Source organism: Mycobacterium sp. WUMAC-067 (genome assembly GCF_020217485.1).
GTDB lineage: Bacteria > Actinomycetota > Actinomycetes > Mycobacteriales > Mycobacteriaceae > Mycobacterium.
In genome coordinates, this window is the sequence record NZ_JAEKMI010000032.1 from 1 (window position 1) to 26,342 (window position 26,342).

26 protein-coding genes and 1 pseudogene are annotated in these 26,342 nt (G+C 69.8%); 8 read left to right on the forward strand and 19 right to left on the reverse strand.

Features of this window, described 5'->3' with window-relative positions; translation table 11 throughout:
* Nucleotides 1-48: 48 nt before the first annotated feature.
* From mutM to sepIVA, 4 genes are all read right to left on the reverse strand, one after another.
* Entirely contained in the window at nt 49-897 is an 849-nt protein-coding gene (gene mutM, locus JF781_RS19860; RefSeq protein ID WP_225329089.1) for a DNA-formamidopyrimidine glycosylase, read from the reverse strand.
* A gap of 4 nt (nt 898-901) precedes the next feature.
* Nucleotides 902-1,609, reverse strand: a complete 708-nt coding sequence (rnc, locus tag JF781_RS19865) for a ribonuclease III (protein ID WP_008258944.1) — start codon at nt 1,607-1,609, stop codon at nt 902-904.
* Nucleotides 1,606-2,205 (reverse strand): DUF177 domain-containing protein, encoded by a 600-nt coding sequence (locus JF781_RS19870; protein ID WP_225329090.1) that lies wholly within the window; start codon nt 2,203-2,205, stop codon nt 1,606-1,608. The genes rnc and JF781_RS19870 overlap by 4 nt, the downstream gene beginning before the upstream one ends.
* A 68-nt stretch (nt 2,206-2,273) precedes the next feature.
* The gene (gene sepIVA / locus JF781_RS19875; RefSeq protein WP_067168872.1) at nt 2,274-3,011 is read right to left on the reverse strand and encodes a cell division protein SepIVA; all 738 of its coding nucleotides are present in this window, start codon (nt 3,009-3,011) and stop codon (nt 2,274-2,276) included.
* A 436-nt stretch (nt 3,012-3,447) separates the two neighbouring features.
* On the opposite strand from sepIVA, the gene JF781_RS19880 reads away from it, so the two are divergent.
* Entirely contained in the window at nt 3,448-4,614 is a 1,167-nt protein-coding gene (locus JF781_RS19880) for a permease (RefSeq protein WP_225329091.1), read from the forward strand.
* 6 nt (nt 4,615-4,620) lie between these two features.
* Here the strand turns inward: JF781_RS19880 and JF781_RS19885 are convergent, their stop codons facing one another.
* From JF781_RS19885 to JF781_RS19910, 6 genes are all read right to left on the reverse strand, one after another.
* On the reverse strand, nt 4,621-6,330 hold the full coding sequence (locus JF781_RS19885) for a thiamine pyrophosphate-requiring protein (RefSeq protein ID WP_225329092.1): 1,710 nt from the start codon (nt 6,328-6,330) through the stop codon (nt 4,621-4,623).
* 228 nt (nt 6,331-6,558) lie between these two features.
* Nucleotides 6,559-7,041 carry a pantetheine-phosphate adenylyltransferase gene (gene coaD / locus JF781_RS19890; RefSeq protein WP_064936260.1) on the reverse strand — a complete coding sequence of 161 codons (483 nt, stop codon included), beginning with the start codon at nt 7,039-7,041 and terminating at the stop codon, nt 6,559-6,561.
* 23 nt (nt 7,042-7,064) lie between these two features.
* Nucleotides 7,065-7,619 carry a 16S rRNA (guanine(966)-N(2))-methyltransferase RsmD gene (gene rsmD / locus JF781_RS19895; protein ID WP_225329093.1) on the reverse strand — a complete coding sequence of 185 codons (555 nt, stop codon included), beginning with the start codon at nt 7,617-7,619 and terminating at the stop codon, nt 7,065-7,067.
* A 10-nt stretch (nt 7,620-7,629) separates the two neighbouring features.
* On the reverse strand, nt 7,630-8,262 hold the full coding sequence (locus tag JF781_RS19900) for a vitamin K epoxide reductase family protein (protein ID WP_225329094.1): 633 nt from the start codon (nt 8,260-8,262) through the stop codon (nt 7,630-7,632).
* On the reverse strand, nt 8,259-9,026 hold the full coding sequence (locus JF781_RS19905; protein WP_225329095.1) for a DsbA family protein: 768 nt from the start codon (nt 9,024-9,026) through the stop codon (nt 8,259-8,261). Before JF781_RS19905 ends, JF781_RS19900 begins: the two co-directional genes overlap by 4 nt.
* Before the next feature lie 95 nt (nt 9,027-9,121).
* Entirely contained in the window at nt 9,122-10,240 is a 1,119-nt protein-coding gene (locus JF781_RS19910; protein WP_225329096.1) for an alpha/beta hydrolase, read from the reverse strand.
* 328 nt (nt 10,241-10,568) lie between these two features.
* On the opposite strand from JF781_RS19910, the gene JF781_RS19920 reads away from it, so the two are divergent.
* A complete protein-coding gene (locus JF781_RS19920; protein WP_225329097.1) occupies nt 10,569-11,414 on the forward strand; it encodes an aldo/keto reductase in 846 nt (281 codons plus the stop codon).
* A 6-nt stretch (nt 11,415-11,420) separates the two neighbouring features.
* On the opposite strand, the gene JF781_RS19925 is transcribed toward JF781_RS19920, so the two are convergent.
* From JF781_RS19925 to JF781_RS19935, 3 genes are read right to left on the reverse strand one after another with little or no spacing between them, the layout of a single operon-like run.
* Nucleotides 11,421-12,134, reverse strand: coding sequence for an HNH endonuclease family protein (locus tag JF781_RS19925; RefSeq protein WP_225329098.1), 714 nt, complete (start codon nt 12,132-12,134; stop codon nt 11,421-11,423).
* A 49-nt stretch (nt 12,135-12,183) separates the two neighbouring features.
* On the reverse strand, nt 12,184-14,403 hold the full coding sequence (gene recG / locus JF781_RS19930) for an ATP-dependent DNA helicase RecG (protein WP_225329099.1): 2,220 nt from the start codon (nt 14,401-14,403) through the stop codon (nt 12,184-12,186).
* Nucleotides 14,404-14,405: 2 nt separating this feature from the next.
* The gene (locus JF781_RS19935) at nt 14,406-16,055 is read right to left on the reverse strand and encodes a DAK2 domain-containing protein (RefSeq protein WP_225329100.1); all 1,650 of its coding nucleotides are present in this window, start codon (nt 16,053-16,055) and stop codon (nt 14,406-14,408) included.
* Nucleotides 16,056-16,376: 321 nt separating this feature from the next.
* Here JF781_RS19935 and rpmB point away from each other — a divergent pair, with 321 nt between their 5' ends.
* Nucleotides 16,377-16,568, forward strand: a complete 192-nt coding sequence (gene rpmB, locus JF781_RS19940) for a 50S ribosomal protein L28 (protein WP_225329101.1) — start codon at nt 16,377-16,379, stop codon at nt 16,566-16,568.
* A gap of 15 nt (nt 16,569-16,583) precedes the next feature.
* Here the strand turns inward: rpmB and JF781_RS19945 are convergent, their stop codons facing one another.
* Entirely contained in the window at nt 16,584-17,405 is an 822-nt protein-coding gene (locus JF781_RS19945) for a mycofactocin-coupled SDR family oxidoreductase (RefSeq protein WP_225329102.1), read from the reverse strand.
* Nucleotides 17,406-17,407: 2 nt separating this feature from the next.
* Nucleotides 17,408-18,298, reverse strand: coding sequence for an SDR family NAD(P)-dependent oxidoreductase (locus JF781_RS19950; protein ID WP_225329103.1), 891 nt, complete (start codon nt 18,296-18,298; stop codon nt 17,408-17,410).
* Between the two features lie 99 nt (nt 18,299-18,397).
* On the opposite strand from JF781_RS19950, the gene JF781_RS19955 reads away from it, so the two are divergent.
* The 4 genes from JF781_RS19955 to JF781_RS19970 are packed head-to-tail and all read left to right on the forward strand — an operon-like array spanning nt 18,398 to nt 22,105.
* Complete coding sequence (locus tag JF781_RS19955; RefSeq protein ID WP_225329104.1) at nt 18,398-18,841, forward strand: nuclear transport factor 2 family protein; 444 nt, start codon at nt 18,398-18,400, stop codon at nt 18,839-18,841.
* Nucleotides 18,842-18,846: 5 nt separating this feature from the next.
* A complete protein-coding gene (locus JF781_RS19960) occupies nt 18,847-20,037 on the forward strand; it encodes a sulfotransferase (RefSeq protein ID WP_225329105.1) in 1,191 nt (396 codons plus the stop codon).
* On the forward strand, nt 20,030-21,274 hold the full coding sequence (locus JF781_RS19965) for a hypothetical protein (protein ID WP_225329106.1): 1,245 nt from the start codon (nt 20,030-20,032) through the stop codon (nt 21,272-21,274). Before JF781_RS19960 ends, JF781_RS19965 begins: the two co-directional genes overlap by 8 nt.
* Nucleotides 21,275-22,105 (forward strand): oxidoreductase, encoded by an 831-nt coding sequence (locus JF781_RS19970; protein ID WP_225329107.1) that lies wholly within the window; start codon nt 21,275-21,277, stop codon nt 22,103-22,105.
* 25 nt (nt 22,106-22,130) lie between these two features.
* Here JF781_RS19970 and JF781_RS19975 read toward each other — a convergent pair.
* The 3 genes and pseudogenes from JF781_RS19975 to JF781_RS19985 all read right to left on the reverse strand — a co-directional run.
* Nucleotides 22,131-22,865, reverse strand: a pseudogene (locus tag JF781_RS19975) (NADP-dependent oxidoreductase); the annotation flags it as partial.
* Nucleotides 22,866-22,870: 5 nt separating this feature from the next.
* Nucleotides 22,871-23,554: a uracil-DNA glycosylase gene (locus tag JF781_RS19980; RefSeq protein WP_225329109.1), complete on the reverse strand. Its 684-nt coding sequence runs from the start codon at nt 23,552-23,554 to the stop codon at nt 22,871-22,873.
* 41 nt (nt 23,555-23,595) lie between these two features.
* Complete coding sequence (locus JF781_RS19985; RefSeq protein WP_225329110.1) at nt 23,596-24,543, reverse strand: thiamine-phosphate kinase; 948 nt, start codon at nt 24,541-24,543, stop codon at nt 23,596-23,598.
* A gap of 45 nt (nt 24,544-24,588) precedes the next feature.
* Between JF781_RS19985 and JF781_RS19990 the strand changes: the two genes are divergently transcribed.
* The gene (locus JF781_RS19990) at nt 24,589-25,173 is read left to right on the forward strand and encodes a DUF3515 domain-containing protein (RefSeq protein ID WP_225329111.1); all 585 of its coding nucleotides are present in this window, start codon (nt 24,589-24,591) and stop codon (nt 25,171-25,173) included.
* Nucleotides 25,174-25,176: 3 nt separating this feature from the next.
* On the opposite strand, the gene JF781_RS19995 is transcribed toward JF781_RS19990, so the two are convergent.
* The gene (locus tag JF781_RS19995) at nt 25,177-26,322 is read right to left on the reverse strand and encodes a D-alanine--D-alanine ligase family protein (RefSeq protein ID WP_225329112.1); all 1,146 of its coding nucleotides are present in this window, start codon (nt 26,320-26,322) and stop codon (nt 25,177-25,179) included.
* Nucleotides 26,323-26,342 lie beyond the last annotated feature (20 nt).

Here is a 26,342-nt window from a genome sequence, read left to right on the forward strand (position 1 = left end):
AAGAGGCGTCGCTAGTTGCACTCTCGCGGAAGATTCCTGGGCCCTCACTCAAACACGCGGGCGCGGTTGACATTTCGGGCACGAGAACGACGAGCGGTTCATGAATTTCTCCCGGCGCATCACGGCGCCGCAGCGGCGGCAGCTCTCGCCTTCGCGGCCGTAGGCGTCCAGTGAGCGGTCGAAGTATCCGGATTCGCCGTTGACGTTGACGTACAGCGAATCAAACGAGGTTCCGCCCTTGGCCAGCGCATCACGCATCACGTCGGCGGCCGCGTCCAGCACGGCGGTCAGCTGCTTGCGGGTCAGCGTGTCGGCGATCCGCGCCCCGTGCACTTTGGCCCGCCACAGCGCCTCGTCGGCGTAGATGTTGCCGATGCCCGACACCACCTGCTGATCGAGCAGCTGGCGCTTGATCTCGGAGTGCTTGCGCCGCAAGACTTTTACGACCGCGTCGGCGTCGAACCGCGGGTCCAGCGGGTCGCGCGCCAGGTGCGCGACGGGTTCGGGGACCACGCTGCCGTCCACCTCGACCAGATCGGCGAGCATCCACCCGCCGAAGGTGCGCTGGTCGGCGAAGCTCAGCACGGTCCCGTCGTCGAGCAGCGCGGAGATCCGCACGTGGTCGGCGCGCGGCACCGTGCCGAGCAGCATCTGCCCGCTCATGCCGAGGTGCACGACGAGCGCCGCGTCGCTGTCGAGCAGCAGCCACAGGTACTTGCCGCGCCGGTCGGTGCCGGTGATCCGGTCATTCAGCAGCCGGGCGGTGAGGTCCGCGGGCCCCGCCTCGTGGCGGCGCACCGCACGCGGGTGGTGCACCCGGACGGCCGAGATCGTCTTACCCACCACATGGGAGTGCAGGCCGCGGCGCACCACCTCGACTTCGGGCAGTTCGGGCATCGATTCAGCTGCCGGGAACGGTGTCCAGCGCTTCCAGCGCCTTCCAGGTCGCCGCGGCCGCCTTCTGCTCGGCTTCCTTCTTGGAGCGGCCGACGCCGGAGCCGTATTCGGTGTCCGCCACCACGACCACGGCGGTGAATTCCTTGTCGTGGTCCGGGCCGGTGGAGGTGACGACGTAGGACGGCGCGCCCATGCTGCGGGCAGCGGTCAGCTCCTGCAGGCTGGTCTTCCAGTCCAGCCCGGCCCCCAGCGTCGGCGCGGCGTCCAGCAGCGGGCCGAACAACCGCAGGATCACTTCGCGCGCCACGCCGATCCCATGCTCGAGGTAGATCGCGCCCAGCAGCGATTCCATGCCGTCGGCCAGGATGCTCGACTTGTCCGCGCCGCCGGTGTTCGCCTCCCCGCGCCCCAACAGCAGGTGCACCCCGAGGCCCCCCTCGCACAGCTTTCGCCCGACATCGGCCAGCGCCTGGGTGTTGACGACGCTGGCCCGCAGCTTGGCCAGGTCGCCCTCGCTGCGGTCGGGATGGCGGTGGTAGAGCTCGTCGGTGATGGTCAGGCCCAGCACAGCGTCGCCGAGAAACTCCAGCCGCTCGTTGGTCGGCAGCCCGCCGTGTTCGTAGGCGTAGCTGCGGTGCGTCAGCGCCAAGGACAGCAGTTCGTCGGGCAGCTCAACCCCGAGGGCGTCGAGCAGAGCCTGCCGTGAGCTCACCGCTCGCCCCGCGATTCGTCCGACTCGGGGGTGAACATGCCCGCCAGCTTGGCCCACCGCGGGTCGATGCTGTCGTGCTGATGGTCGGGCTCGGCGGACAACGCCACCCCGCATTCGGGGCACAGCCCCGGGCAATCCGGCGTGCACACGGGCGAGAACGGAAGTTCCAGCCCCACCGCGTCGACGATGGACTGCTCGAGGTCGATGGTGTCGTCGATGATGTGGCCGACCTCGTCTTCCTCGGTGGTCGCCTCGGTGGTGCTGTCCGGGTAGGCGAACAGTTCGGTCAACCGGACCTGCACCTGGCCGTCGAGCGGGGTCAGGCAGCGCGCGCATTCGCCGGCGGTGGGCGCGGTCACCGTCCCGGTCACCAGGACGCCCTCGGACACCGACTGAACGTGCAGGTCCAGTTCCAGGGGCGCGCCGGCCTCGATCGCGATCATGTCCAGCCCGATGCGCGCCGGGCTGGGCACGGTGTCCCGCAGGGTCACCATCGCCCCGGGCCGACGCCCGAGCCGGGTGATGTCGAACGTCATCGGCCCAGACAGCCGTGGCGCACCGCCGCGAGTCGATGATGTGCTGTGCCGGCGCGTCATATCCGAAATCCTACGGCGCCGGCCGCACAATTCCAGGGCGCGCCCGCCGGGTGAACGGGCCGGGGACGCTAGCGCACCGCGTAGTCGTGCGTCCCGGCCGCCGTCCGCAGTTGGTGGCGGCCGCGCCCCACCGACCGAAGGGTGCCGTTGAGGAATTCCTCGAACTCGGCGAGCTTGTTGTCGACGTAGATGTCGCATTCGCCCCGCAGCCGGTCGGCCTCGGCGTGCGCCGAGTCGATGAGCCGGGTGGCCTCGGCGTTGGCCGCCTCGACCACGCTGTTCTGCGAGACCAGGCGCTGCTGTTCTTTGATGCCCTCTTGCACGGCCTTCTCGTAGGAGATGTTGCCGTTTTCGAGCAGCCGGTCGGCCTCGGCCTGGGCGCGGCCGACGCTGGCCTCGTAGTCGCGTTTGGCCGCGGTGGCGATGCGCATCGACTCCTCGCGGGCCTCGCCGACCATGCGTTCGCTGTGCTGGCGGGCTTCGCTCACCATCCGGTCGGCCTGCGCCTTCGCGTCGGACAGCAGCCGGTCGGCCTCCGCGCGGGCGTGGTTGAGCATCGACTCCGACTCGGTGGTCGCCGAGTCGACCATGGACTCGGAATGCGTCTTGGCGTCCTGCAGCATGGAATCGCGCGCGTCCAGCACGTCCTGGGCGTCGTCCAGCTCGCCCGGAATGGCGTCCTTGATGTCGTCGATCAGCTCCAGCACATCGCCGCGGGGAACCACGCAGCCGGCCGTCATCGGGACGCCGCGGGCTTCTTCGACAATGGCGCTCAATTCATCCAGCGCTTCAAACACTCGATACACGGCCGTACCCTCCTGGCGTCTGCAAAACTCCTGTTGTTACCAGTGTGCCTGGTGTTGTCTCTGTGACAGCGGTGGCGACGCCGGTGTGTCGGGTATTTGCCCGTTCGCGGCGCCCTAAACGCCCTGGCGCGGCGGCCCCGGTGGGGGCATGGTGAGTGAGTTTCATGCGAAAGCGCCCGTTCACGCTGTTTTCGCGGCGGCGACGGCCGCGCGAGATGGTTCGTCCATATTCGTCGCCGGGCCCCGCCGCTGAAGCGTTTGCCCGGGTGTGGGTTTTGCGTCGACGCGCCCGGACTCGGCTATTTGCCAGCGATTCTAGGTGGCCGCGAGCCGCCCCACCCGCGGACCCTGCTCCCTAATACCCCCAGGGGGTATAGTCCGATGCGTCGGAACAGGCTCACCTCGCGCCAGCGGCTCACCGCAGGAGGTTTCAGCGATGACGGTGCTCTCGGCGGTCGGGCACGCCCTGACGCTCGCGGGTTCGATGACGTGGGAAATCCTGTGGGCACTGATCGTGGGCTTCGGCCTCTCGGCGGTGGTGCAGGCCGTCGTGCGGCGCTCGACGATCGTGGCCCTGATGGGTGACGACCGCCCGCGCACCCTCGCGGTCTCCGCCGGGCTGGGGGCGGCCTCGTCCTCGTGCTCGTATGCCGCGGTGGCCTTGGCGCGATCGCTGTTCCGCAAGGGCGCCGACTTCACCGCCGCGATGGCGTTCGAGATCGGTTCGACAAACCTGGTGGTGGAGTTGGGCATCATCCTGGCGCTGCTGATGGGCTGGCAGTTCACCGCCGCCGAATTCGTCGGCGGCCCGTTGATGATCGTGGTGCTCGCGGTCCTGTTCCGGCTGTTCGTGCGTTCGCGACTCGTCGACGCCGCCCGCGAGCAGGCCGAGCGGGGAATCGCCGGGTCGATGGAAGGCCATGCCGCCATGGACATGTCGATCAAAGGGGACGGTTCCTTTTGGCGGCGGCTGTTTTCCGCCGACGGCTTCACCTCGGTCTCGCACGTGTTCGTGATGGAGTGGCTGGCGATCCTGCGTGACCTTGTTCTGGGCTTGCTGATCGCGGGTGCCGTCGCGGCGTGGGTTCCCGAAACATTTTGGCAGAGCTTCTTTTTGGTGGATCATCCGGTCTGGTCGGCGCTGTGGGGTCCCATCGTGGGGCCCGTCGTGGCGATCGTGTCTTTTGTGTGCTCGATCGGCAATGTCCCGCTGGCCGCGGTGTTGTGGAACGGGGGCATCAGCTTCGGCGGCGTCATCGCGTTCATCTATGCCGACCTGTTGATCCTTCCGATCCTGAACATCTACCGCAAGTACTACGGCACCAGGATGATGCTGACCTTGCTGGGCACCTTCTACGCGGCGATGGTCGTCGCCGGATACCTGGTCGAATTGATCTTCGGCACAACCCATCTCATTCCGGCACAGCGCAACGCGACCGTGCTGGAGGCGTCGATCTCGTGGAACTACACGACCTTCCTCAACATTGCCTTCGGCGCGCTCGCGGTCATCCTCGTCGTCCGGTTCATCACCTCCGGGGGCCTGCCAATGCTGCGCATGATGGGCGGGTCCCCCGACGCCGAGGAATCCGGGCATCGGCACTGATCCGCTTCAGGGTTGCGGCAACTGCACGTCCAGCACCGCGCACCGGCCCTGGTCGGTCTCGGCGAGCGCCCATCCGACGGCCTCACGCATCTCCGCCTGCGTCGCCACGCTGCGCCCGCTGCCCCCGCACGCGCGCGCCAGGGCGGCATAGTCGGTGTCCGGCGTGAGCCGGGTCTCGGGAAAGTCGTTCTCCCGCACCGATGTTCCGTGCCGGTACAGCTCCATCACGGGCAGCTTGGAGGCCAGGTACGAGTGGTTGTTCAGGACGACAGTCACGAAGGGCGCGCCGTGGCGATGCGCCGACCACAACGCGGCGGTGGGCACCCCGAAGTTGAACGAACCGTCACCGCAGATCGCGACGACGGGCGCCAGTGGCCTGGCCAGTTTGACCCCGAACGCCCCGCCGAGCGCCCAGCCCAATGCCGGTGCGCCCGTGTCGAAGAACTGCCCCGGCGGCCGTTGCACCTGTCGGGCCACGGCGGGGCGGTTGGTCACCGCCTCCTGGACCACCACGGCGTTCTCCGGCAGCGCGGCTCCCAGCGCGGCCAGCATCGCGTCGGGTGCGTCCGCCGGGCGATCGGATGCGGCCCGGCGAATCGCCTCCCGGCGGCGTTGCGCCACATCGGATTCGGCCGCCTGCCGCCGCGCGCCCCACTTCTCGCGCAGCTCGTCGGTGGCCAGCCTCAGCAGGGTCTGCTCGAGCAGCAGCAGCGCCACCCGGGTGTCGGCGGTCAGCGCGATCTCGACCGGGTAGGACCACAACGGCATGCTGGCCTTGACCGGGTCCGCGTCGATCTGCACCACGCGGGCGTCCGCGGGCGGGGCCAGCTGCGCGGGCACCCAGGGCACCTCGCAGTCCAGCAGCAACACGGTGTCGGCCGTCTCCAGCGGGGCCGCGTCGCCCACCGCGTGCAGGGGGTGCCCGAGCGGCAGGTTGGCGCGGTCGCCCTGATCGATCACCGGCGCGCCGAGCAACTCGGCGATGCGGGCCAGCACGGTCGCGGCCCCGGGTTCCGCGGCGGTCCTGGACGTGACGATCACGACCCGCTGCCCGGCGACCAGGATCCCGGCCAACCGGCCCAGCGCGCCCGGGTCCGGGCCGGGCGGTATGGCCGGCGCCAGCCGTCGCGGCAACGCTCGGCTGCCGGGCTCCATCAAGGCTTCTCGCGGCAGCATGACGTAGGCGGGTCCGGACGGGCTGGACTGGGCGACCTGGAACGCCCGCCGGACGATCGGGGCCAGCTCGCGGCCGCGCGGCACCTCCATGTGCCATTTGGCGTAGTTGCGCACGACGGCCGGCTGGTCGAGTTGCTCCTGCTGCCAATGGATGTAGGCGTCGCGGTGGCCGCGGACCTCCGGCGCCGAATTGTAGGGGGTGCGCCCGGCGAACACCACCACCGGGGTCCCGTTGCGCTGGGCGTTGTGCAGCTGACAGCCCAGGTTCAGCGTCCCGGCATCGACGTGCACCATGACCGCCTGCGGTCGGCCGCTGGCCATGTGGTGGCCGACGGCCGCCGCCAAGGCGACGCTCTCGTGGACACACAGCACCGCCCGCGGGCTCGGTGTGCCCGTCGCGCGCGCCGCCGCCAGCGCTTCCTGGATCGGGGCGGAATCGGTTCCGGGGTTGATGAAGAAGTGCGTGACTCCCTCGTCGGCGAGCAGGGCGATCAGATCGGTCGCGGCCTCGGGAACGTCGAACAGGTTCTCTACCGTCATGGCTGCCGTTCTCCTATCGACGTCGGCGACCGCGCGAACCCCCCTCTTCTTCCGATCAGATCTTCAACATACGTTCCGCGTTGGCGTATGTGATCTTTTCCGGCCGAATGGGCGTGGCGTTACGCGCTCGGAGCCATCGGGTACCCGCGCAGCGGGCGGCTACTCCAAACCATCGGCGCATTGTCAACGACCTTGCCGCCCAACGTTTTCGGCGGCAGGCGGCGGCGCTCAGGACCGGCCGGAACGCTTTTCGCGCAGGCGACGGTTGACCGCCTCGGGCAGCAGCTCCGACACGTCGCCACCGAGCATGGCGACCTCCTTGGCCAACGACGACGACACGAACGAATACCGCGGCGCGGTCGCGACGAAAAAGGTGTCGACGCCGGCAACGTGCTTGTTCATCTGCGCCATCTGCAGCTCGTATTCGAAGTCGGTGCCGGTGCGCAACCCCTTCACGATGGCGGTCATCCCCCGCGACCGGACGAAGTCGACGACCAGGCCCTGCCCGGCCTCCACCCGCAGATTGGGCAGGTGCGTCGTCGATTCGTTGATCATCGCGATCCGCTCGTCGAGGTCGAACATGCCCTTCTTGGCGGGATTGGTCAGGATCGCCACCACCACCTCGTCGAATTGAGCCGACGCGCGCTCGAAGACGTCGATGTGGCCCAACGTCACCGGGTCAAACGAGCCCGGGCAAACCGCGCCGCTCATAGCGGATGACGGTACACGCCTCCTCACGGCCGCTCGGCCAGCTCCAAACGGGTGTCGCCGTAAACACGTTGCGGCCACACCGACCAGCCGGCCGGCCAGCGCAGCGGCGCGCCGCCGGCCGCGCGCTCGACGACCGCGACGGCGCCCTCGCGCACCCACCCGTGCGCGCTCAGCGCCGCCAGTACGGCCTCGACCTCGGCGGCCCCGACGTCGTAGGGCGGGTCGGCGAGGACGAGGTCGACGGGAGACGCGGTCCCGGCCGCCAGCACGGCCGCCACCGCGCCGCGGCGCAGCGTCGCGCCCGGCAGCCCCACGGTGTCGATGTTGCGCGCGATGACGGAGGCGGTGCGCGGGTCGGACTCCACGAAGAGCGCGGTGGCGGCGCCCCGGGAGAGCGCCTCCAAACCCAGGGCGCCCGAACCCGCGTACAGGTCCAGCACCGCAAGGCCGCTCAGCTCGCGGCGCGCGGTCAGGATGTTGAACAGCGACTCGCGGACCCGGTCGGTGGTGGGCCGGGTGCCCCGCGGCGGGACCGCGATGCGCCGGCCCCCGGCCACGCCGCCGATGATCCGGGTCACGTCCAAACACCTACAGCAGCGTCGACCAATAGTCCCAGAACCGCGCCATGCACAGCAGAAACACCGCGGTGAACCACAGCGCGGCGATCGACCATCGCCATTGGTGGACCACCCAGGCCGGGCCGGACGGGCGGGCCTGCAGCGCGGGGCGATACGCGATCGAGGCGACCACCACCAGCAGCGACATGGTGATGACCCACACCACCATGCAGTACGGGCACAACGCCCCGATGCGATACAGGCTCTGGAAGATCAGCCAGTGCACGAACACCACACCGATCAGCACCCCGGCCGTCAGCCCCAGCCAATACCATTGGGGCAGAGCAACTTTCGTCAACGCCAACAGCCCGGTGACGATCACCACGGTGAAGGCCACCAGGCCGAGCAACGGATTGGGGAACCCCAGCAGCGAGGCCTGCGGCGTCATCATCACCGAGCCGCACGACAGGATCGGGTTGATGTTGCACGACGGCACATACGACGGGTCGAGCAGGATGTCGATCTTTTCGACCGTCAGCGTCATCGACGCCACCAAGCCGATCACCCCGGCGATCAGCAGCCACCAGGCGCTGAGCGCCGGCACCCGGGCCGGGATCAGCTCGCCGCCGGGATCGGCCGATTCCGTCGACACCGCCCCGGTCACATGGCGGCCGGCGCGACCGCGCCGTCGAGGCCCGGGATGTTGCCCACGATCTCTTTGATCTTGTTGACCAGCGCGTCGGGTGTCGACGGGTCGTAGTCCTCGCCGTTGATCTTGATCGTCGGCGTGGCTTTGATCTGCGCGGCCGCCGCTTCGCCGGTGACCTTGTCCAGGTACTTGCCGCTGTTGATGCAGTCCGGCACCTTGCCCGCCGCGCCGGCCTCACGGGCGAGTTCGATCAATCGCGCGTTGTCGGGGAAACTCTTGCCGGTTTCGCTGGGCTGAATGTCGGTGGTGAACAGCGCCGTATGGAAACGGCGGAAAGCGTCGAGGGATTCGTCGGCGACGCAGCGGGCCGCGTTGGCCGCGCGCGACGAATAGTTGTGGTTCCGCGAGCTGTCCAGGATCGACACCATGGAGTAGTCGGCCGCGATGGCCCCGACGTCGATGAGCCGCGACACCGTCGGCCCGAAGGTGCGCTCGAAGTTACCGCAGGCCGGGCACAGGAAGTCCTCGTAGAACGTGACCACGGCCTTGGGGTTGCTGCTGCCGGGCTGGGTGACCAGCTTGCTCGACGTCACCCGCACGGTGTCGCCCGCGCCGGTGGTGGCGGGCTTCTTGTGGTTCGACGTCACGATGTAGAAGACGAGGACGACCGCGAAGATCACGACGAACGCGGTACCGCCGATCTGGACGAGTCGGCTGGACTTACCGCCGGAGGCCGACTTCATGTCGAATCGTGGGGGGCGTTTGGGTTTGTCGGCCACAGGTTCCCTGATCTTTCGGTACTCGAGTTTTCGGTCTGCTGACAAAGCGATCGGACAAGGCGCCTCTAGATTACCGGCGCCGGCGCCGCAACCACTCAGACCCGGCTCAGGTGTGCGCGCAGGGCCGAGATCAACTCGGTGGTCGCGACCATGCTGTCGCCGCCCAGCTGGAACAGATTGGCGAAGCCATGGGTCAGCGAGCCCAGGTAACGCAGGTCGACCGCGGTTCCCGCGGCACGCAGCGCCTCGGCGTAGCTCTCGCCTTCGTCGCGCAGCGGGTCGAACCCCGCGACCGCGATCAGCGCGGGGGCCAGCCCGGCCAGCGATTCGGCCAGCGCCGGTGACACGCGCGGATCCGTCCGGTCCAGATCCGACCGCCGCAGGTACTGGGATTCGAACCAGTCGATGTCCCGTTTGGTCAGCAGGAAGCCGCGCGAGAAAAGGCTCAGCGACCGGGTCTTGGCGGTGAAGTCGGTCCGCGGATAAATCAGCCACTGCAACACCGGCGCGGGGCCGCCCTCGTCGCGCGCCAGTTGGCTGACGACGGCGGCGAGGTTGCCGCCAGCGCTGTCGCCGCCGACCGCGACTCGTCCGGGGGTGGCGCCCAGCTCGCCGGCGTGCTCGTACGCCCACGTGAACGCCGCGTAGGCGTCCTCGATCGCGGCCGGCGCCGGGTGCTCGGGAGCCAGCCGATAGTCGATCGACAACACGTGGACGCCGGCGTCACGGCAGGTCAGCCTGCACAGGGTGTCGTGGGTGTCGAGGTCGCCGATCGACCAGCCGCCGCCGTGGTAGAAGACCAGCAGCGGTGCCGCCGCCCCGCCGGCCGGACGGTAATGCCGCGCCCCGATGTCACCGGCCGGGCCGGGCAGTGACAACTCGTCGACGTCGACGTGGATCTGCGGGCCGGGGAACCCCACCGTCGACTCGTGCATCAGGGCGCGGGACGCCTCCGCGTCGTCGTCGACCACGAGCCCGTCGATGCCGACGGCGCGCAGGCCCGACAACATCAGCTGCAACGTCGGGTCGAGGGTGTTGCCGTCGATGATCACCGATCGGCCGCGGACCAGCCCTCTCCGCACCGCGGTCGGGATCCACGGGATGACCTTGACCCCGACGCCGGTGACGGCGCCCTGGATGCGATTGGCCAGGGGCACCGATGCGCGTTGCGCTCCGGAGTGAACGTCGGGCGCAGCCGACAGCGGCTTGGTCATGGGCAACCCCCTTTGGACAACGCGGTACCCCTCGAGGACGAAGGTTATTCCACCCCCGCCGCCCGCCACATCGAGCGGAAGGCCGGACGAGCGGCCCGAACTCCCGTGTGCCGCGCGACTCACTGTACGTGGTGGCACACGCGGTGCCGAGGCGCGCGGATGGACACCTGCCCAGGTGTTGATTAGGTTGCATTTACTGACTCGGTAATATCGTGATCCCCAAGTCGGTAAAGCCTTCACGGATTGCGGGCAATTTTCGACGTGTTCGATTTCGAACCCGGCTCGGTGCACAATCTCGAACCTTCAATTTCACAGGCAGGTGAACGAATTGACTGGCGAGTCGGGCTCCGCCATCCCCTCGATTGCTCTCAACGACGAAAACACGATGCCGGCCCTGGGCCTGGGCGTCGCGGAATTGTCGGACGACGAAACCGAACGCGCGGTGTCGGCGGCGCTGGAAGTCGGCTGCCGGCTGATCGACACCGCCGCGGCGTACGGCAACGAAGCCGCCGTCGGGCGCGCCATCGCCGCCTCCGGGATTCCGCGCGCCGAGCTGTTCGTGACCACCAAGCTGGCCACCCCCGACCAGGGTTTCAAGGGGGCGATGGACGCCTGCAACGCCAGTCTGGAGCGGCTCGGGCTGGACTACGTCGACCTGTACCTGATCCACTGGCCGGCCCCGTCGCTGGGCACGTATGTGAACTCCTTCGGCGGCATGATCCAGTCCCGCGGGGAGGGCCAGGCCCGCTCGATCGGTGTCTCCAACTTCACCGAGGAGCACCTGACGACGGTCATCGACCTCACGTTCGTCACCCCGGCGGTCAACCAGATCGAGCTGCACCCGCTGCTCAACCAGGAAGCGCTGCGCAAGACCAACGCCGAGCACAACGTGGCCACCCAGTCCTACACGCCGCTGGCGCTGGGCAAGTTGATCGACAACCCGACCGTGAACTCGGTCGCCGGCGAATACGGCAAGTCCGCCTCGCAGGTGCTGCTGCGGTGGAATCTGCAGCTGGGCAACGCGGTCGTCTTCCGGTCGGCCAACGCCGAGCACATCGCCACCAACCTGGACGTGTTCGACTTCGAGTTGGCCGCCGAGCACATGGATGCGATCAACGGGCTCAACGACGGCACCCGGCTGCGCCCGGACCCGGACACCTACGAGGGCTCGTAACGGGCCCTACCCCGCGGGGCAGGTCGCCGCGGCCTGGCGCAGGACACCGGTCGACGCCTGATCCACCGGCAGCGCATAGCCGCGCAGCACGGCGATGAATTGCATGGCGTACTGGCAGGCGAATGCGGCGTTCGGCGGCATCCACTGCCCCGGCGGCGCATCGCCCTTGTCCTGGTTGGCCGCCCCGTCGACGGCCAGCAGGTTGGCCGGATCGTTGGCGAAGCGCAGCCGCTCGGGCGCCGGCCAGTTGTAGGCGCCCATGTCCCAGGCGTACGCGAGCGGGACGAGGTGGTCGATCTGCACCGATTCGCCGACCTTGGGGCCGCGCCGGAAGGTGATCGTCTTGTTGGTGTACGGGTCGTGCAGCGTGCCGGTGGCCACGGCGTCCGGGCACCGCTTGATCGACACGTACGTCTTGTCGACGAGATCGCGGTTGAGGATGTCGTCGCGGGTGTCGCACCCGTTGTGCCCCAACGGGGCGTCGTTGTCGTCGTCCCAGGCGTCGCCGAACGCCGCCCGCAGGTAGTCGTAGCGGTGCAGCCGCACCGGCACCACCGCAATGCCCGCGAGCACGTCGGCGCCGGGCAGCACGGTCGGAACATCCGCGCGCGCAGCGTATTCGGCGGAGTGCCGGGCCGCCGAGGACCCGACTGTCTGGTAGGCCACCACCACCGCCAGCGCCGCCGCCGCGGCGAGCCACAACAGCACCTTGCGGTTCACCAGCGCCGCTCCTCATCGCTTCGCTCTGCATCGTGGCCGGCGGTCGCGGTCAACTCTTGTCCAGGTATTCGATGCGATCGGTGTCGGTGAATCGTGCGGCCAGCAAGGCTAATCCGGGATCGGAGGCATCCTCGGCGTAGGCCTGGATGGCGAAGTCCCGGGCCGCCTCGATGTACTCCAGGTGGTCCGCCAAGGACAGCAGTCGCAGCGTGATCGCCCTGCCGGACTGGTTGCGGCCCAACACATCTCCCTCGCGTCGCTCCTTGAGATCCAGGTCGGCGAGGGCGAAGCCGTCCAGTGTCCCGGCCACCGCGCGCAGCCGCCGCCCGGCCGACGAGTCCGGCGAGGCCCAACTGGCGAACAGGCACAGGCTCGGATGCTGGCCACGGCCGATCCGGCCGCGCAGCTGGTGCAACTGGCTGATCCCGAACCGGTCGGCGTCCATCACCAGCATCACCGTGGCGTTGGGGACGTCGACGCCGACCTCGATGACGGTGGTGCACACCAGCACGTCGACCTCGCCGGCGCGGAAGGCCGCCATCGCCGCGTCCTTTTCGTCGGCGGACAGCCGCCCGTGCATCAGCCCCAGCCGCAGGTTCGCCAGCTCACCGGAACGCAGTCGGGCGTAAAGACCTTCGGCGGTCTCCGGCGCCCTGGCGCTGTGCTCCTGCGCGCCCGGATCGTCGTCCTCGTCGATGCGGGGCGCCACCACGTAGGCCTGCCGGCCGGCGGCGACCTCTTCGCCGATGCGCTGCCAGGCGCGGCCGAGCCAGGTGGGTTTGTCCTTGACGAAGATGACGTTGCTGGTGATCGGCTGGCGTCCGCGCGGAAGTTCGCGCAGCGTCGACGTTTCCAGGTCCCCGTACACGGTGAGCGCGACGGTGCGCGGGATCGGCGTCGCCGTCATCACCAGCAGGTGCGGGGTCACCCCGGGACGGGCCTTGGCCCGCAACTGATCTCGCTGCTCGACGCCGAAGCGGTGCTGCTCGTCGACCACCACCATGCCCAGGTTGTCGAACTCCACCGCGTCCTGCAGTAGCGCGTGGGTGCCGACGACGATGCCGACCTCGCCGCCGGAGATCTCGGCCCGGATCTCTTTCTTCTGCGCGGCGGTCATGGAACCGCTGAGCAGCGCCACCCGGGTTGCCCGATCGGCCCCGCCCAGCTGGCCCGCCATCGCCAGCGGGCCGAGCACGTCGCGGATCGATCGAAGATGTTGCGCGGCAAGCACTTCCGTTGGCGCCAGCAGTGCGCACTGATAGCCGGCGTCCACCATCTGCAGCATCGCCAGCACCGACACGATCGTCTTGCCCGAGCCCACCTCCCCCTGCAGCAGGCGGTTCAGCGGGCGATTCGACGCGAGCCCGTCGGACAGCACGCCCAGCACTTCACGCTGCCCCGCGGTCAGCTCGAAAGGCAACCGCCCCAACAGTTCCGCGGCCAAACCATCCGGGCGGGGTGGGGCCGGGGGCCCGGATTCCGAGAGCTCGCCGTGGCGGCGGGCCACCAGCGCCCACTGCAGCCCGACGGCCTCGTCGAAGGTCAGCCGCTCGCGGGCTCGCTGCCGCCGGGGCTCGCTTTCGGCGAGGTGGATGTCGCGCAACGCCTGATCTTCGGAGACCAGACCGAATTTCGCGCGCAGGTCCTCCGGTAGCGGATCGGGCACCGGGTCGAGCACGTCGAGCACCTGGCGCACGGTGGAGAAGATGGTCCAGCTCTGCAGCTTGGCGCTGGCCGCATAGATCGGGAAGAAGTGGCGTTGGTAAGCGTCCGCGATGTCTTCGCCGGTGGTGGCGTGCGAGGCGTTGGCGATGCTCTTGAGGGAGACGGTGCCGCGGTTCTTCCCGTCCGGCGCGTCGAGGAGCAGAAACGCGGGGTGGGTGAGCTGCATGACGTTCCTGAAGAACCCGACCTCGCCGGAGAGCATCACCTTGGTGCCCGTGGTGAGGTCCTTTTTGATGTAGTTCGCGTTGAAGAACGTGGCGGTCACCCTGCTGCGCCCGGAGCCGAGGGTGATCCGGTGACACATTTTCTTCGGGTTCTTCTTCATCGGAAACGTCTCGGTGTCGGTGATCGTGTCGATGATGGTGACGTGTTCACCGGCCGGCGGCCGTTCGTCGTCGGCGTCCCACCGGCTGGCGCCCTCGGTGTAGCTGCGGGGGTAGTGGCGCAACAGGTCGTCGACGGTGCGGATGCCGAACACCTCGTCGAGGAGCCCCACGACCTTCCCGCCGACGGCGTAGTCCAGCCGGTCGCGCAACGACACCATCGCTACTCGACCCCGATCAGCAGCGCGTCACCGTGATGGCCGGTGCGGTAGGTGACGAGTTCGGTCCCCGGGTGGTGGTCGTGCATGTGCTCTTCCAGGATGTCGCCGACGGCGCCGACGTCCCCATCGGTCTCGATGCCGGCGCCCAGCAGCACGGTCACCAGGTCGCCGCCGGAGGCCAGCAGGAGATCGAGCAGGCCGATCGCCGCCCCGACCGCATCGGCGGCCACGATCAGCACCTCGTCGCCCGCGATGCCCAGGCCGTCGCCCGGATGACAGCGGCCCGCCCAGGTCAACGCGCTCTCGGTGGCGATGCGCACCGATCCGTGCCGTGCCGCGCCGGCCGCGCGGGCCATGGTGTAGCCGTCGTCGACGGCCTGCCTGTCGTTTTCGTGCACGGCCAGCGCGGCCAGCCCCTGGACCATTGACCCGGACGGGATCGGCACCACGTCGATCCCCCAGCCGATGGCCGCCGTGCAGCCGGCGACCAACTCCTCGGCCGCCACATAGCCGTTCGGCAGCACCATCACCTGCGCGGCGCCGGTGTCGACGACCGCCCGCATCAGCTGGTGCGCGCTGATGTTGGTGACAGCGTCGTGCGCGGCGGTGTCGCGTTGCAGCACGCAGGCGCCCTCCCCGGCGAACAGCTCGGCGGCGCCGTCGCCGTCGACGACGGCCAGCACCGCCCGTTCCCGGGTCCAGCCGCCCGCGGGCAACCCGGGGGCGCCCGAGCTCAGGGCCGAGATGACGATGCGGCTGAGTTGTCCGGCCGCCAAACCCGCCTCGACGGCGGCGCCGGCGTCGTCGGTGTGCACATGCACGGAATACGTGCGCCGCGCCGACGACGGCGCGGAGGCGATGCCCACCGAATCGCCCAGCTCCGCCAACCGGTCCCGCAGCGCGTCGGCCGCCGCGGGCTCGCAACCGTCCAGCCGGTACATCACCTCGAACTGGGGCGCCGGGCGCGGCGCGGAGGATTCCGTTTGCTGCTCGCGCGGCGAGGGCTCGTACACCGTGCGCGGCGGCGCCTGTCCCGTGACGGTGGTCCGCAGCGCGTCCAGCAGGACCAGCAGGCCCCGCCCGCCGGCGTCCACGGCTCCGGCGTCGGCGAGCACATCGAGCTGCTCGGGGGTCTTCTCCAGGGCGACCACCGCCGCGTCGCCGGCGGCGATGACCGCCGGCGCGAGCCCGTCGCCGGCCCGGGCGCATTGCTGGACGGCGGTGGCGGCGGCCCGCAGCACCGACACGATGGTCCCGGGGACCTCCTCGCCCCCCATCGAGGTGATGACCAGCTCCACGCCGCGCTGCAGCGCGGCGCCCAGCACGGCAACGTCGACGTGGGGCAGGTCGCCGCCGGCGTCGGTTGCGGCGATCGCGGTGACGTCCGCGACGCCGCGCAGGATCTGCGACAAGATCACCCCGGAGTTGCCGCGGGCGCCGTTCAGCGCTCCGGCCGACAGCGCCGCCGCGGCCCGGGCGACGCAGGCCGAGCCGCCCTGCGCGTTCAGCTCCGCCAGGGCCGAACGCATGGTGAACAGCATGTTGGCGCCGGTGTCGGAGTCGGCGACGGGGAAGACGTTGAGCCGGTTGACCTCGTCGATGTGGGTGATCAGGTCGCTGACGGCCGTGTGCGCCCAGTCCCGCAGGGTCATCGCGTCCAGCAGACGATCCTGCGATGTCCACGACGTGGCCAGGGGTACCCACCTCCTCCGCGCCCTTCGGTGCCTCCAGCGACCGGCACCCGGTGGGCGCCAGCGTAGCCCGGCGACACGCGCGACGGCTGTCGGTGACCACCACCGCCGGCGGGCCGAACCGGCCCATTGAGCCTAGCCAGAGGGGGCGACAGCGGGGGTCACCGTTTTGGTGGTTGCCACGACAATCGGTATCCTCAGTGGGGCCCGGGTGAACCCGGACTGTCCCGGCCACGTGTCAGACCGCCGAGCCGGACCCCCGAGATTTGAGGAGCTTGAACAATGGCCGCTGTGTGCGAGATCTGCGGGAAAGGCCCCGGCTTCGGCAAGTCGGTGTCGCACTCCCACCGCCGCACCAGCCGCCGGTGGGACCCCAACGTCCAGACCGTGCACGTCGCCCGTCCGGGCGGCAACAAGCAGCGCCTCAACGTCTGCACGTCCTGCATCAAGGCCGGCAAGGTCGTCCGGGGCTAGACGGCAGCCCGCCGCTCACATGACGACGTGGCCGGCGTCCACCGGGATGGCGACGCCCGTCACGTAGCGCGACCGCGGTCCGGCCAGCCACAGCACCGCCTCGGTGACGTCTTGCGCCTCCACCAGCGGCACCTCGGGTAGCAGGGTCTGCGACAGGGCCGGGTTGGGGTTCTCCAGCATCCGGTTCACGACGAAATCGTTGAGTATCATCGGCGTGGCGACGCCACTCGGGTGGATCGAATTAACCCGAATCTTGTGTGGCGCATAGGCATTCGCCGCCGAGCGCATCAAACCCACCACACCGTGCTTGGACGCGGCGTAGGCGAACATCGCGGCGCTGCCGTCACCGCCGCGCCCGGTGAGGCCCTGCGACGAACTGACCAGCACCACCGAGCCGCCCCGGCCCTTGCGCACCATCGAGGGAACCGTCGCCAGCATCGTGTGCCACACACCCTTGAGGTTGGTGTCGACGATCGTGTTGAACACCGGTTCGGCGTCGGGCTCGGTGACGCCGATCGCCACCACCCCGGCGTTGGCGACGACGACGTCGACATCGCCGAGTTCGTCGATGCCCGCCCGCACCCCGGCCTGCAGGCCCGCGAGGTCGCGGACGTCGGCGATCACCGGAACCGCCTTGCGGCCCGCGGATCGGACCAGCTGGACGGTTTCGGCCAGCTCGGCTTCGGTGGCCAGGGCGTAGGGAATCGCCTCGAGGTCGGCGCAGATGTCGACGGCGATGATGTCGGCGCCGTGGGCGGCCAGCGCGACGGCGTGGCTGCGGCCCTGTCCGCGCGCGGCGCCGGTCACGACGGCGGTCATGTTGTCGAATTCACCCATGGTCAGACCTCCAGTGTGGTGCCGGTCTCGCGCTCGGCGAAGGCCACCAGCCGCGCGGCCGTGTCGTAGTCGCATGCCAGCGGCGTCCGGCCGATGAGCACCGGGCCGCCGCGCAGCCCGAACCGGCCGCTGACCCCGACGTAGCTGCCCGGCGGGACGGGCTCGCTGATGCAGTACAGCGTGGGCGCCGCGCCCTCGTCGATGTCGTTGGCCAACCGGTCGGCCACCACTTTGACCGCCTTGTGGGCCAGCGACATCAGCGGCGCGTCGCCCACGTTGGACAGGTTCGACGCCACCCAGCCGGGGTGGGTGAGGTGGGTGACGAGCGGCGACCCGGCCGCGCGCAGCCTGCGGTCCAGCTCGAGCCCCCACAGCATGACCGCGAGCTTGGACTGCGCGTAGGCGCCCAGCCTCGTCCATTTGTGCCGGCGCAGGTGCAGGTCGTCGAGGTGCAGCGTCGCCGACCGGTGCGCGTCGGAGCCGACGTTGATGATCTGCGAAAGCACCCTGGGCATCAGCAGGTTGGTCAGGGCGAACGGCCCGAGCAAATTGGTGCCCAGCGTCATCTCGAATCCGTCGACCGTGTCGGTGCGGCGGTCGGTGAGGGCGCCGGCGTTGTTGATCAGGATGTCGACCGGCCCGTCGATCAGGTCGGGGAACGCCCGCACCGACGACAGGTCGGCGAGGTCGAGCCTGACCACGGAGGTCGAGCCGCCGATTTCAGCCGCTCGCTGCGCGCCGAGGTCGGTGTTGCGCACCGCGAGGATCACGTGCGCGCCGGCGTGGGCGAGCGCGCGCGAGGTGCCCAGCCCCACCCCGTTGGTCGCCCCGGTCACGATCACGCGCTTGCCGGTCAGGTTGCCGAGCCGGCTCGGCGTCCACGGTAAGGTCACGGCGACTAAGAGTAATCGTCGGTTCTATGTAAGTTGGACCGGTTCTGCCAACATTGGTCGCGGAAGCACAGCGGACGGACTTTCCCGAGGCGGTTCGACATGAGTGACAGCGCCACCGAGATCACCAACCTCATCTACACCTATGCGCAGCTGCTCGACGGCGGCGACCTGGACGGGGTGGCCCGGCTGTTCGAGCACGGCCGCATCTGCGGCGTGGAGGACGGCCCGCCGGAGACGGTGTTCGCGGGTTCGGCGAGGGTCCGCGAGATGTACGAGATGGCCACGCGCATCTACGAAGACGGCACCCCGAAGACCAAACACCACACCGCCAACGTGCAGCTGTACATCGACGAGGCGCAGGGCACCGCGACCAGCACGTCCTACTACTGCGTCACGCAGGCCACCCCCGACCTGCCGCTGCAGGTCATCGTGACCGGGCACTACAAGGACACCTTTCACCGGGTGGACGGCGCCTGGTGTTTCGACAGCCGCACCATGTTCGTCGACCAGGTCGGCGACGTCAGCCGGCACCTGAAGTTCTGAGCGTCGTGGCATCCCCCAGCGTCTTCGAGCCGGCCGCCGTCCTGGCCGACGCGCAACGCAAGGAAGGGCTCACCGACTGGGGTCCGGGCGAATTCGAAGAGCCGCTGACCGTCCTGCTGCGCGATTATGCGCGGGCCGACCTCAATGCGATCGGCGCCCACATCCTGCGGTCGGGCATCGTGCACAGCCTGCGGATGCGACTGCGCACCCAGGAGTGGATCCGCCGCCATCCGGAGATTCTCGACGAGCGGGTGGCCGCGCCGATCGTGGTCGTCGGGATGATGCGCAGCGGGACCACGCTGTTGCAGCGCCTGCTGGCGGCCGACCCGCGCTTCGTCTGCGCGTACGGGTGGGAGGTCGTCGAGGTCGCGCCGCGACTGAACCATCAGTTCGCCGGGGTGGATCCGCGCATCGCCATCGCCCAAGCGCGAGAAGCGAAATCGCGCGAACTGGCGCCCGAACTGTTCTCCATCCACCCGATGTACGCCACCGAGGCCGAGGAGGAGATCGTCTTTCTGGCGGACGCCTTCCTGTCGCACGTCCCCGAGTCGGGCGCGCACCTGCCCCGCTACCGGACCTGGCTCGACGACCAGGACTTCTCCCCCGCCTACGCCCACCTGCACCGCATGCTGCAGTTCCTGCAATGGCAGAAACGCCGGCGCGGGCTGGTCGGTCAGCGCTGGGTGCTCAAATCGCCGGCGCACCTGGGGTATTTGGGCCTGCTGCGCGCGCAGTTCCCCGATCTGCACGTCGTGCACATGCACCGCGACCCGCGCACCACGATTGCGTCGGGGGCCGGCTTGAACGCCACCCTGCACGCGATGCACGCCGACGCCGTGGATGTGCACCGGGTCGGCGCGCAATGGTTGGCGCGGATGGGCTGGACCAACGACCGGGCGATGGCGACCCGCGACGGCTGGTCCGACGACGGTGTTCGCGTCACCGACATCGGGTTCGACGAGGCGGTGGCCGACCCGATCGGGCAGGTGGCCCGCGTCTACGACGCGATCGGGCTGCCGCTGACCGCCGAGGCCGAGGACGCCATGCGCCGCTGGCTGCGTGAGCGTCCGCGCGAGGCGGCGCGCCCGCCCTACGGTCTGGAGAACTACGGCCTGCGGCCCGAGCAGGTCGACGAGCGATTCACGTTGTACAACAAGCATTTTGCGCAATTCATCGGAGGAACAGCACATGCCTGATGACCCGGTCGCGACGGCGTCCCAGCACGAACAGGAACTGGCGGCGCTCGACCTGATCGAGCACCCCACCGTCAAGGCCGCGTACCGCAGCGTGGCGGAGACCTGGCTGGGCCGGGCCAGGGCGTCCGACGCGATGCGCGAACGCTTCGACGACGCGTTCGCCGAAGTGATGTTCTCGGCGGCGATGTGGTCGTCCAACCAGGACAAGCTGCGACCGAAGGTCAGTTGCATCACCCGGCTGGCGCACCCGGTGGACGGCCGCCGGATTCCCGGATCGCGTTGGGGCATCGACAATCCCGACAGCGTGTACCGGGTGATCCCCATCTCCGGAGACGAGCGCTACGAGATCCACGGCCGGGTCGGCGAACACCGGATGACCGAGAACTACTTCACCCTCTGGGATGCGAACATGGGCACCGTCGACGTGCTCAACGGCCGCACCATGCGGGTCGACTCCGACGGCAGCTTCACCATCGTCGTCGACTCCGAACCCGCCAACGGTCGGCCCAATCACGTGCGGACATCCCCGGCGGCCCACGAGTTCTACATTCGCGACGTGCTGCTGGACTGGGGCCGCGACGACCCCAATCACCTTGAGGTGCAACGGCTTGGCGGCCCCGCGGTGACGCCGCCACGCACCCTTGATGAGCAGGCCGAGGCCACCGCCGCGATGATGGACTACTTCGCGAACTTCACCGGCAAGCTCAGCCACGGCGTGTACAAGATGCCGGCCAACCATTTCAACCTGGCCTGGTCGGCCGACAAGGTCGGGGCCATGCGCAACCAGGTGTATGTGATGGGCCGCTTCGATCTCGCCCCCGACGAGGCGTTCGTCGTCGACCTGAATGACGGTGGCGCCGAATACTTCACCGTCCCGCTCAGCAACATCTGGGGCACCACGCTCGAACTCGTCGACCGCACCGGCAGCCTCAACAAGGCGCAGTCGGTCCCGAACGAGGACGGCACCTACACCTACGTGATCTCCCCCGTCGACCCCGGCGTGGCCAACTGGATCGACTCCGACGGCCTGCGCGAGGCCATCCTGACCCTGCGCATGGCGGAGTTCGGCGAGAATGGTCCCCGCGAAGACCTCGGCGCGCGGGGCCGTGTCGTCAAGCTGGACCAGCTCGACGCCGAGGTGCCGCACCTGGTGCGGGTGAGCCCGCGGCAGCGGGCCGCCCAGCTCGCCGAGCGCCGCACGGCCTATCTGCGCCGCCTACCGGAAGGAACAAGCTAGATGGCCCGCTGGCTGATCACGGGATGCTCCACCGGCTTCGGACGCGAGATCGCCCGCGCGGCCCTGGAAGCCGGCCACAGCGTGGTGGTGACGGCGCGACGGGCCGAGGCCGTGCAGGACCTCGCCGACGAGTTCGGCGACCGGGCGCTGGCGGTCGCGCTCGACGTGACCGACACCGCACAGGTCGCGGCCGCGGTGGCGGCGGCCGACGAGGCCTTCGGCGGAATCGATGTCCTGGTCAACAACGCCGGACACGGCTACCTGTCCGCGGTGGAAGAGGGCGAGGACGCCGAGGTCCGAAAGCTGTTCGACGTGAACTACTTCGGCGCCGTCGACATGATCAAGGCGGTGCTGCCGGCGATGCGCGCCCGCGGATCGGGCCACATCATCAACATCTCCTCGATGACCGGCCTGGTGGCCAACCCGCCCAATGCCTACTATTCGTCGACCAAGTTCGCGCTGGAGGCGCTCACCGAGGCGCTCGCCACCGAGGTCCGCCCCCTGGGCATCAAGGTGACCGCCGTCGAACCGGGCGCGTTCCGCACCGATTGGGCGACGAGGTCGATGAAGGAATCCGAGTCTCCGATAACCGATTACGCCGACGTGGCGGCGCGCAAGGACCTGATCAAGCAGTTCGCCGATCACCTGCCCGGCGACCCGCGCAAGGTGGCCGAGGCGGTGCTGATGGTGGCCAAGCTCGATGACCCGCCGCTGCGGCTGCTGTTGGGCCGCGACGTGCTCAAGGCCATGCGGGACAAGATCGCCGCGTTGTCGGCATCGATCGACGAATGGGAAGCCGTCACCAAGGACGTCAACTTCCCGGCGTCCTAGCGCGGCCCTCAGTCGCGCACGACGAGGACCGTCTTGCCGGCGCGGCCGCCGTGCTCGCGGCTTTCGAACGCCGCCCGCCGCGGCGCAGCACGGCGTATGACCGCTCCAGCGTCTGGCCGCCGACGGTGTCGACGACGACGTCGTAGGCGGCGCCCGTTTCGTCGAATGCCTCCGTGCGCGTGTCGATCACCCGCTGCGCGCCGCAGCCGCGCAGGAGGTTAGCGGTGTCGCTGCGCACGGTCGCGGTGACGCGCGCCCCGCGCAGGGCGGCCAGCTGAACGGTCAACAGGCCCACTCCGCCGGCGCCCCCGTGCACCAGCACGGACTCTCCGGGCTGCACCGCGCAATGGTCGACCAGAGCCTGCCACGCGGTCAGGCCGGCCAGCGGCAGCGCGGCGGCGACGACGTGGGAGACCGTCGACGGTTTGGCGGCCAGATCGGCCGCGGGTACGGCGACGAAATCGGCGGCCGCGCCGTCGCGGTCGAAATCGATCAGGCCATAGACCTCGTCGCCGGGCACGAAATCCGTGACGCCGTCGGCCACCGCGGATACCACGCCGGAGACCTCGTGGGACGGGATGACGGGGGTCCGGCTGACCCCGTCGCGGGTCCACGTCTCCTCCCACGTCAGCTCGTCGAAGGTGATGGCGGCGGCGTGCACGGCCACCAAGGCTTCGTCGGCGCCCGCCACCGGCACGGGCGCCCGCTCGATCACCAGCTGTTCCGGGCCGCCGCGCCGGTTCGCCCGTAGCGCGGTCATCTCGTTCAGGGCAGCCGCCAATCGATCGCGTCCGCACCCATCCCGGCCAGCAGTTCGTTGGCGCGGCTGAACGGGCGGGAGCCGAAGAATCCCCGCGACGCCGACAGCGGCGAGGGGTGCGGCGACTCGATGGCCACGCAATTGCCTTGGGCGAGAATCGGTTTGAGCGTCGACGCGTCGCGGCCCCACAGGATGGCCACCAGGGGCAGCGAGCGTGCGGTCAGCGCCCGGATGGCGCATTCGGTCACCGCTTCCCAGCCCTTGCCCCGATGCGACGCCGGATTGCTGGGGCGCACGGTGAGCACCCTGTTCAACAGCAGCACGCCGCGCTGCGCCCACGGCGTCAGGTCGCCGGATGAGGGCGGGGGGTGGCCCAGGTCCGCGGTGTACTCCTGAAAGATGTTGGCCAGGCTGCGGGGCAGCGGCCGCACCTCGGGCGCCACCGAAAAGCTCAGGCCCACAGCGTGTCCGGGCGTCGGGTAGGGGTCCTGCCCGACGATCAACACCCTGACCTGGTCGAAGGGATAGGTGAAGGCGCGCAACACATTCGACCCGGCGGGCAGATACCTGCGCCCGGCCGCGATCTCGTCCCGCAGGAATTGCCCCATTTGGGCGACCTGCCCGGCCACGGGTTGCAGCGCGCTCGCCCAGCCCGGCTCGACCAATTCGCTCAACGGGCGCGCCGTCATCATCGGCCCTTCGCGATCGGGTAAACGGTCACCGCGCCACCCTAGTACGACTGCCAGCCGGCGTGGCCGCTCCACTCCTGATCGTCGACGAGCACCCGGGCCGGCCCGTCGAGAACCCGCCCGATGACACGCCATCCGGCCGGCGCGGGTCCGGCGAAACACGCCACCAGGGCGTGGTCTTCACCGCCGGCCAGCACCCACGGCCAGGGATCGGCGCCCGCGGCGGCCGCCGCCGCGGCAAGCGCGTCGCGGTCCGCGGCCAGCGCCGCGGTGGACAGGTCGATGCCCACGCCCGACGCGTCGGCGACGTGGCGTAGGTCGGCGATCAGGCCGTCGGAGACGTCGATCATCGCCTGCGCTCCCCCGGCGGCCGCGACCGAGCCCTGACCGTACGGCGGCTCGGGCACCACATGCCGGCGCCGCAACTCATCGAATCCGCCAATGCCGTTGTGCCACAAGGTGAAACCCGCCGCGGAGCGGCCCAGGTCCCCGGCAACGGCGACCAGCGAGCCGGGCTGTGCGCCCGATCGCCGCACCGGATCGCGCCCGCCGAGGTCGCCCAGCACCGTCACCGAGATCACCCACTGCGGGCAGCCGACCAGGTCGCCGCCGGCGATGCCGGCGCCGACGCGCTGCGCCTCGTCCCACATCCCGTCGACCAGCGCGTCCACCGCCGCCGCCGGCGTCGCACCGGGCGCCCCGAAGGCGACGACGAACGCCGTGGGCCGCGCGCCCATCGCCTCGATGTCCGCGGCGTTCTGGGCGATCGCCTTGCGGCCGATGTCGTGGGGCGTCGACCAGTCCAGCCGGAAGTGCCGGTCCTGCACCAGCATGTCGGTCGACACCACGGCGCGGCCGTCGCCGGCCGCCACCAGCGCCGCGTCGTCACCCGGCCCGAGCACGACCGCGGCGGGCTGCCGGCGGCCGGAAACCAGGCGGTCGATGACAGCGAACTCGCCGAGTTGCTGCAGCGTCGATTCGTCCCGCACGCCACCCACGATAATTGGCCATCGGGGTGAGCTGAGGCGATAGTGATGTGGGGACAGGAGGTGTGCGCGGTGGCAACCGGATCGGACGCCGACGGCGGGCCGCCGCGAGCGGTGATCATCGTCGCCGTAGCGCTGGCCGTCGCGACCATCGGGGTGATCCTGGCGATCGCGGCCACCCGGGAGGCTCCGCCGCAACCGGTCGCCGTTCCCGCCGTCCCGGCGCCGCAGGCCGAAAGCGCCGCGTGCCGGGCGCTGATGGACGCGCTGCCGCAGCGCCTGGGCGACTACCAGCGGGCGGCGCTCGAGCAACCGGAGCCGGTGGGGGCGGCGGCCTGGCGGACCGGACACGGCAGCGAGCCGGTGGTGCTGCGCTGCGGGCTGGACCGCCCGGGCGAGTTCGTCGCCGGCGCCCCGATCCAGGTGGTCGACCGGGTGCAGTGGTTCCAGGTGCGGTCCGATCAGCAGTCCGCCGGTGACGCCGGCCGATCCACCTGGTACGCGGTGGATCGCGGAGTCTATGTGGCGCTCACGCTGCCCACCGGGTCGGGCCCGGCACCGATCCAGCGGCTGTCCGAGGTGATCGAACAGCGCATCGCGGCCGCACCCATCAACCCCGGGCCCGCGCGTTAGCGCCTAACGCAGGCCGACCCCGCGGGCCAACGCCGTCTCGACCATCGTCGCCAGCAGGGTCGGGTAGTCCACGCCGCTGGCCGCCCACATCCGCGGATACATCGAGATCGTGGTGAATCCCGGCATCGTGTTGATCTCGTTGAGCACGGGCCCGTCGTCGGTGAGGAAGAAATCCACCCGGGCCAGCCCCTGGCAGTCAATGGCCTTGAACGCGCGGATCGCCAATTGGCGCACGGCATGGGCGGTTTCGTCGTCGACCTTTGCGGGCACATCCAATTCGGCTGCGTCGTCAAGGTATTTGGTGGCGAAGTCGTAGAACGAGTCCTCGCGGCCCCGCACGCCGGCCAGCCGGATCTCGCCCAGCGCGCTGGCTTCGACTGTGCCGTCGGGCATTTCGAGCACGCCGCACTCCAGCTCACGGCCGACGATCGCGGCCTCGACGATGACCTTGGGATCGTGGCGGCGCGCGGCGGCGACGGCGGCGTCCAGCTGGTCCCGGCTCGATACCCGGCTCACACCGATCGAGGAACCGCCCCGGGCTGGTTTGACGAACACCGGCAACCCCAGCCGCTGGCACTCCTCGGGCCGTAGCCGCGCGCGTGACGGGCGCAGCACCGCGTAGTCGCCGACCGGCAATCCCTCGGCGGCGAACAGCTTTTTGGTGAATTCCTTGTCCATGCCGGCGGCGCTGGCCAACACACCGGCGCCCACATACGGCACGCCGGCGAGTTCGAGCAGCCCCTGAATGGTGCCGTCCTCGCCGTAGGGGCCGTGCAGCACGGGGAACACCACGTCGACGGACGCCAACACCTCACCCGCGCGGGGGGGCAGGGACACCAATTGGCCGCCGCGCCGCGGATCGGCCGACAGCGCCAGCTCGGTTCCCGATTCGGCGGTGACCTCGGGCAGTCGCCGGTCGGTGATCGCCAGCGCGGCCGGGTCGCCGTCGGTGAGCACCCAGGAACCTTCCGGGGTGATGCCGATCGCGACCACCTCGAAACGCTCGGGGTCGAGGTTGCGCAGGATGCTGCCCGCCGAGACGCACGAGATGGCGTGCTCGTTGCTGCGCCCGCCGAAGACGACGGCGACACGCGCCCGCTCACCGCCCCCTGAGCCGGGGTGCGGCGTCGACCGATCGCTGGCATTCACAATGTCAAGAGGCTACCGGG

What these genes read in the sequence shown, in the direction of transcription:
- mutM (WP_225329089.1), bottom strand. Translation starts at nt 897, where the DNA reads ATGCCCGAACTGCCCGAAGTCGAGGTGGTGCGCCGCGGCCTGCACTCC.
- JF781_RS19870 (WP_225329090.1), bottom strand. Translation starts at nt 2,205, where the DNA reads ATGACGCGCCGGCACAGCACATCATCGACTCGCGGCGGTGCGCCACGG.
- JF781_RS19880 (WP_225329091.1), top strand. Translation starts at nt 3,448, where the DNA reads ATGACGGTGCTCTCGGCGGTCGGGCACGCCCTGACGCTCGCGGGTTCG.
- JF781_RS19885 (WP_225329092.1), bottom strand. Translation starts at nt 6,330, where the DNA reads ATGACGGTAGAGAACCTGTTCGACGTTCCCGAGGCCGCGACCGATCTG.
- coaD (WP_064936260.1), bottom strand. Translation starts at nt 7,041, where the DNA reads ATGAGCGGCGCGGTTTGCCCGGGCTCGTTTGACCCGGTGACGTTGGGC.
- JF781_RS19910 (WP_225329096.1), bottom strand. Translation starts at nt 10,240, where the DNA reads ATGACCAAGCCGCTGTCGGCTGCGCCCGACGTTCACTCCGGAGCGCAA.
- recG (WP_225329099.1), bottom strand. Translation starts at nt 14,403, where the DNA reads ATGGTGTCGTTGCGCGACCGGCTGGACTACGCCGTCGGCGGGAAGGTC.
- JF781_RS19935 (WP_225329100.1), bottom strand. Translation starts at nt 16,055, where the DNA reads ATGACCCTGCGGGACTGGGCGCACACGGCCGTCAGCGACCTGATCACC.
- rpmB (WP_225329101.1), top strand. Translation starts at nt 16,377, where the DNA reads ATGGCCGCTGTGTGCGAGATCTGCGGGAAAGGCCCCGGCTTCGGCAAG.
- JF781_RS19945 (WP_225329102.1), bottom strand. Translation starts at nt 17,405, where the DNA reads ATGGGTGAATTCGACAACATGACCGCCGTCGTGACCGGCGCCGCGCGC.
- JF781_RS19955 (WP_225329104.1), top strand. Translation starts at nt 18,398, where the DNA reads ATGAGTGACAGCGCCACCGAGATCACCAACCTCATCTACACCTATGCG.
- JF781_RS19965 (WP_225329106.1), top strand. Translation starts at nt 20,030, where the DNA reads ATGCCTGATGACCCGGTCGCGACGGCGTCCCAGCACGAACAGGAACTG.
- JF781_RS19970 (WP_225329107.1), top strand. Translation starts at nt 21,275, where the DNA reads ATGGCCCGCTGGCTGATCACGGGATGCTCCACCGGCTTCGGACGCGAG.
- JF781_RS19980 (WP_225329109.1), bottom strand. Translation starts at nt 23,554, where the DNA reads ATGACGGCGCGCCCGTTGAGCGAATTGGTCGAGCCGGGCTGGGCGAGC.
- JF781_RS19990 (WP_225329111.1), top strand. Translation starts at nt 24,589, where the DNA reads ATGTGGGGACAGGAGGTGTGCGCGGTGGCAACCGGATCGGACGCCGAC.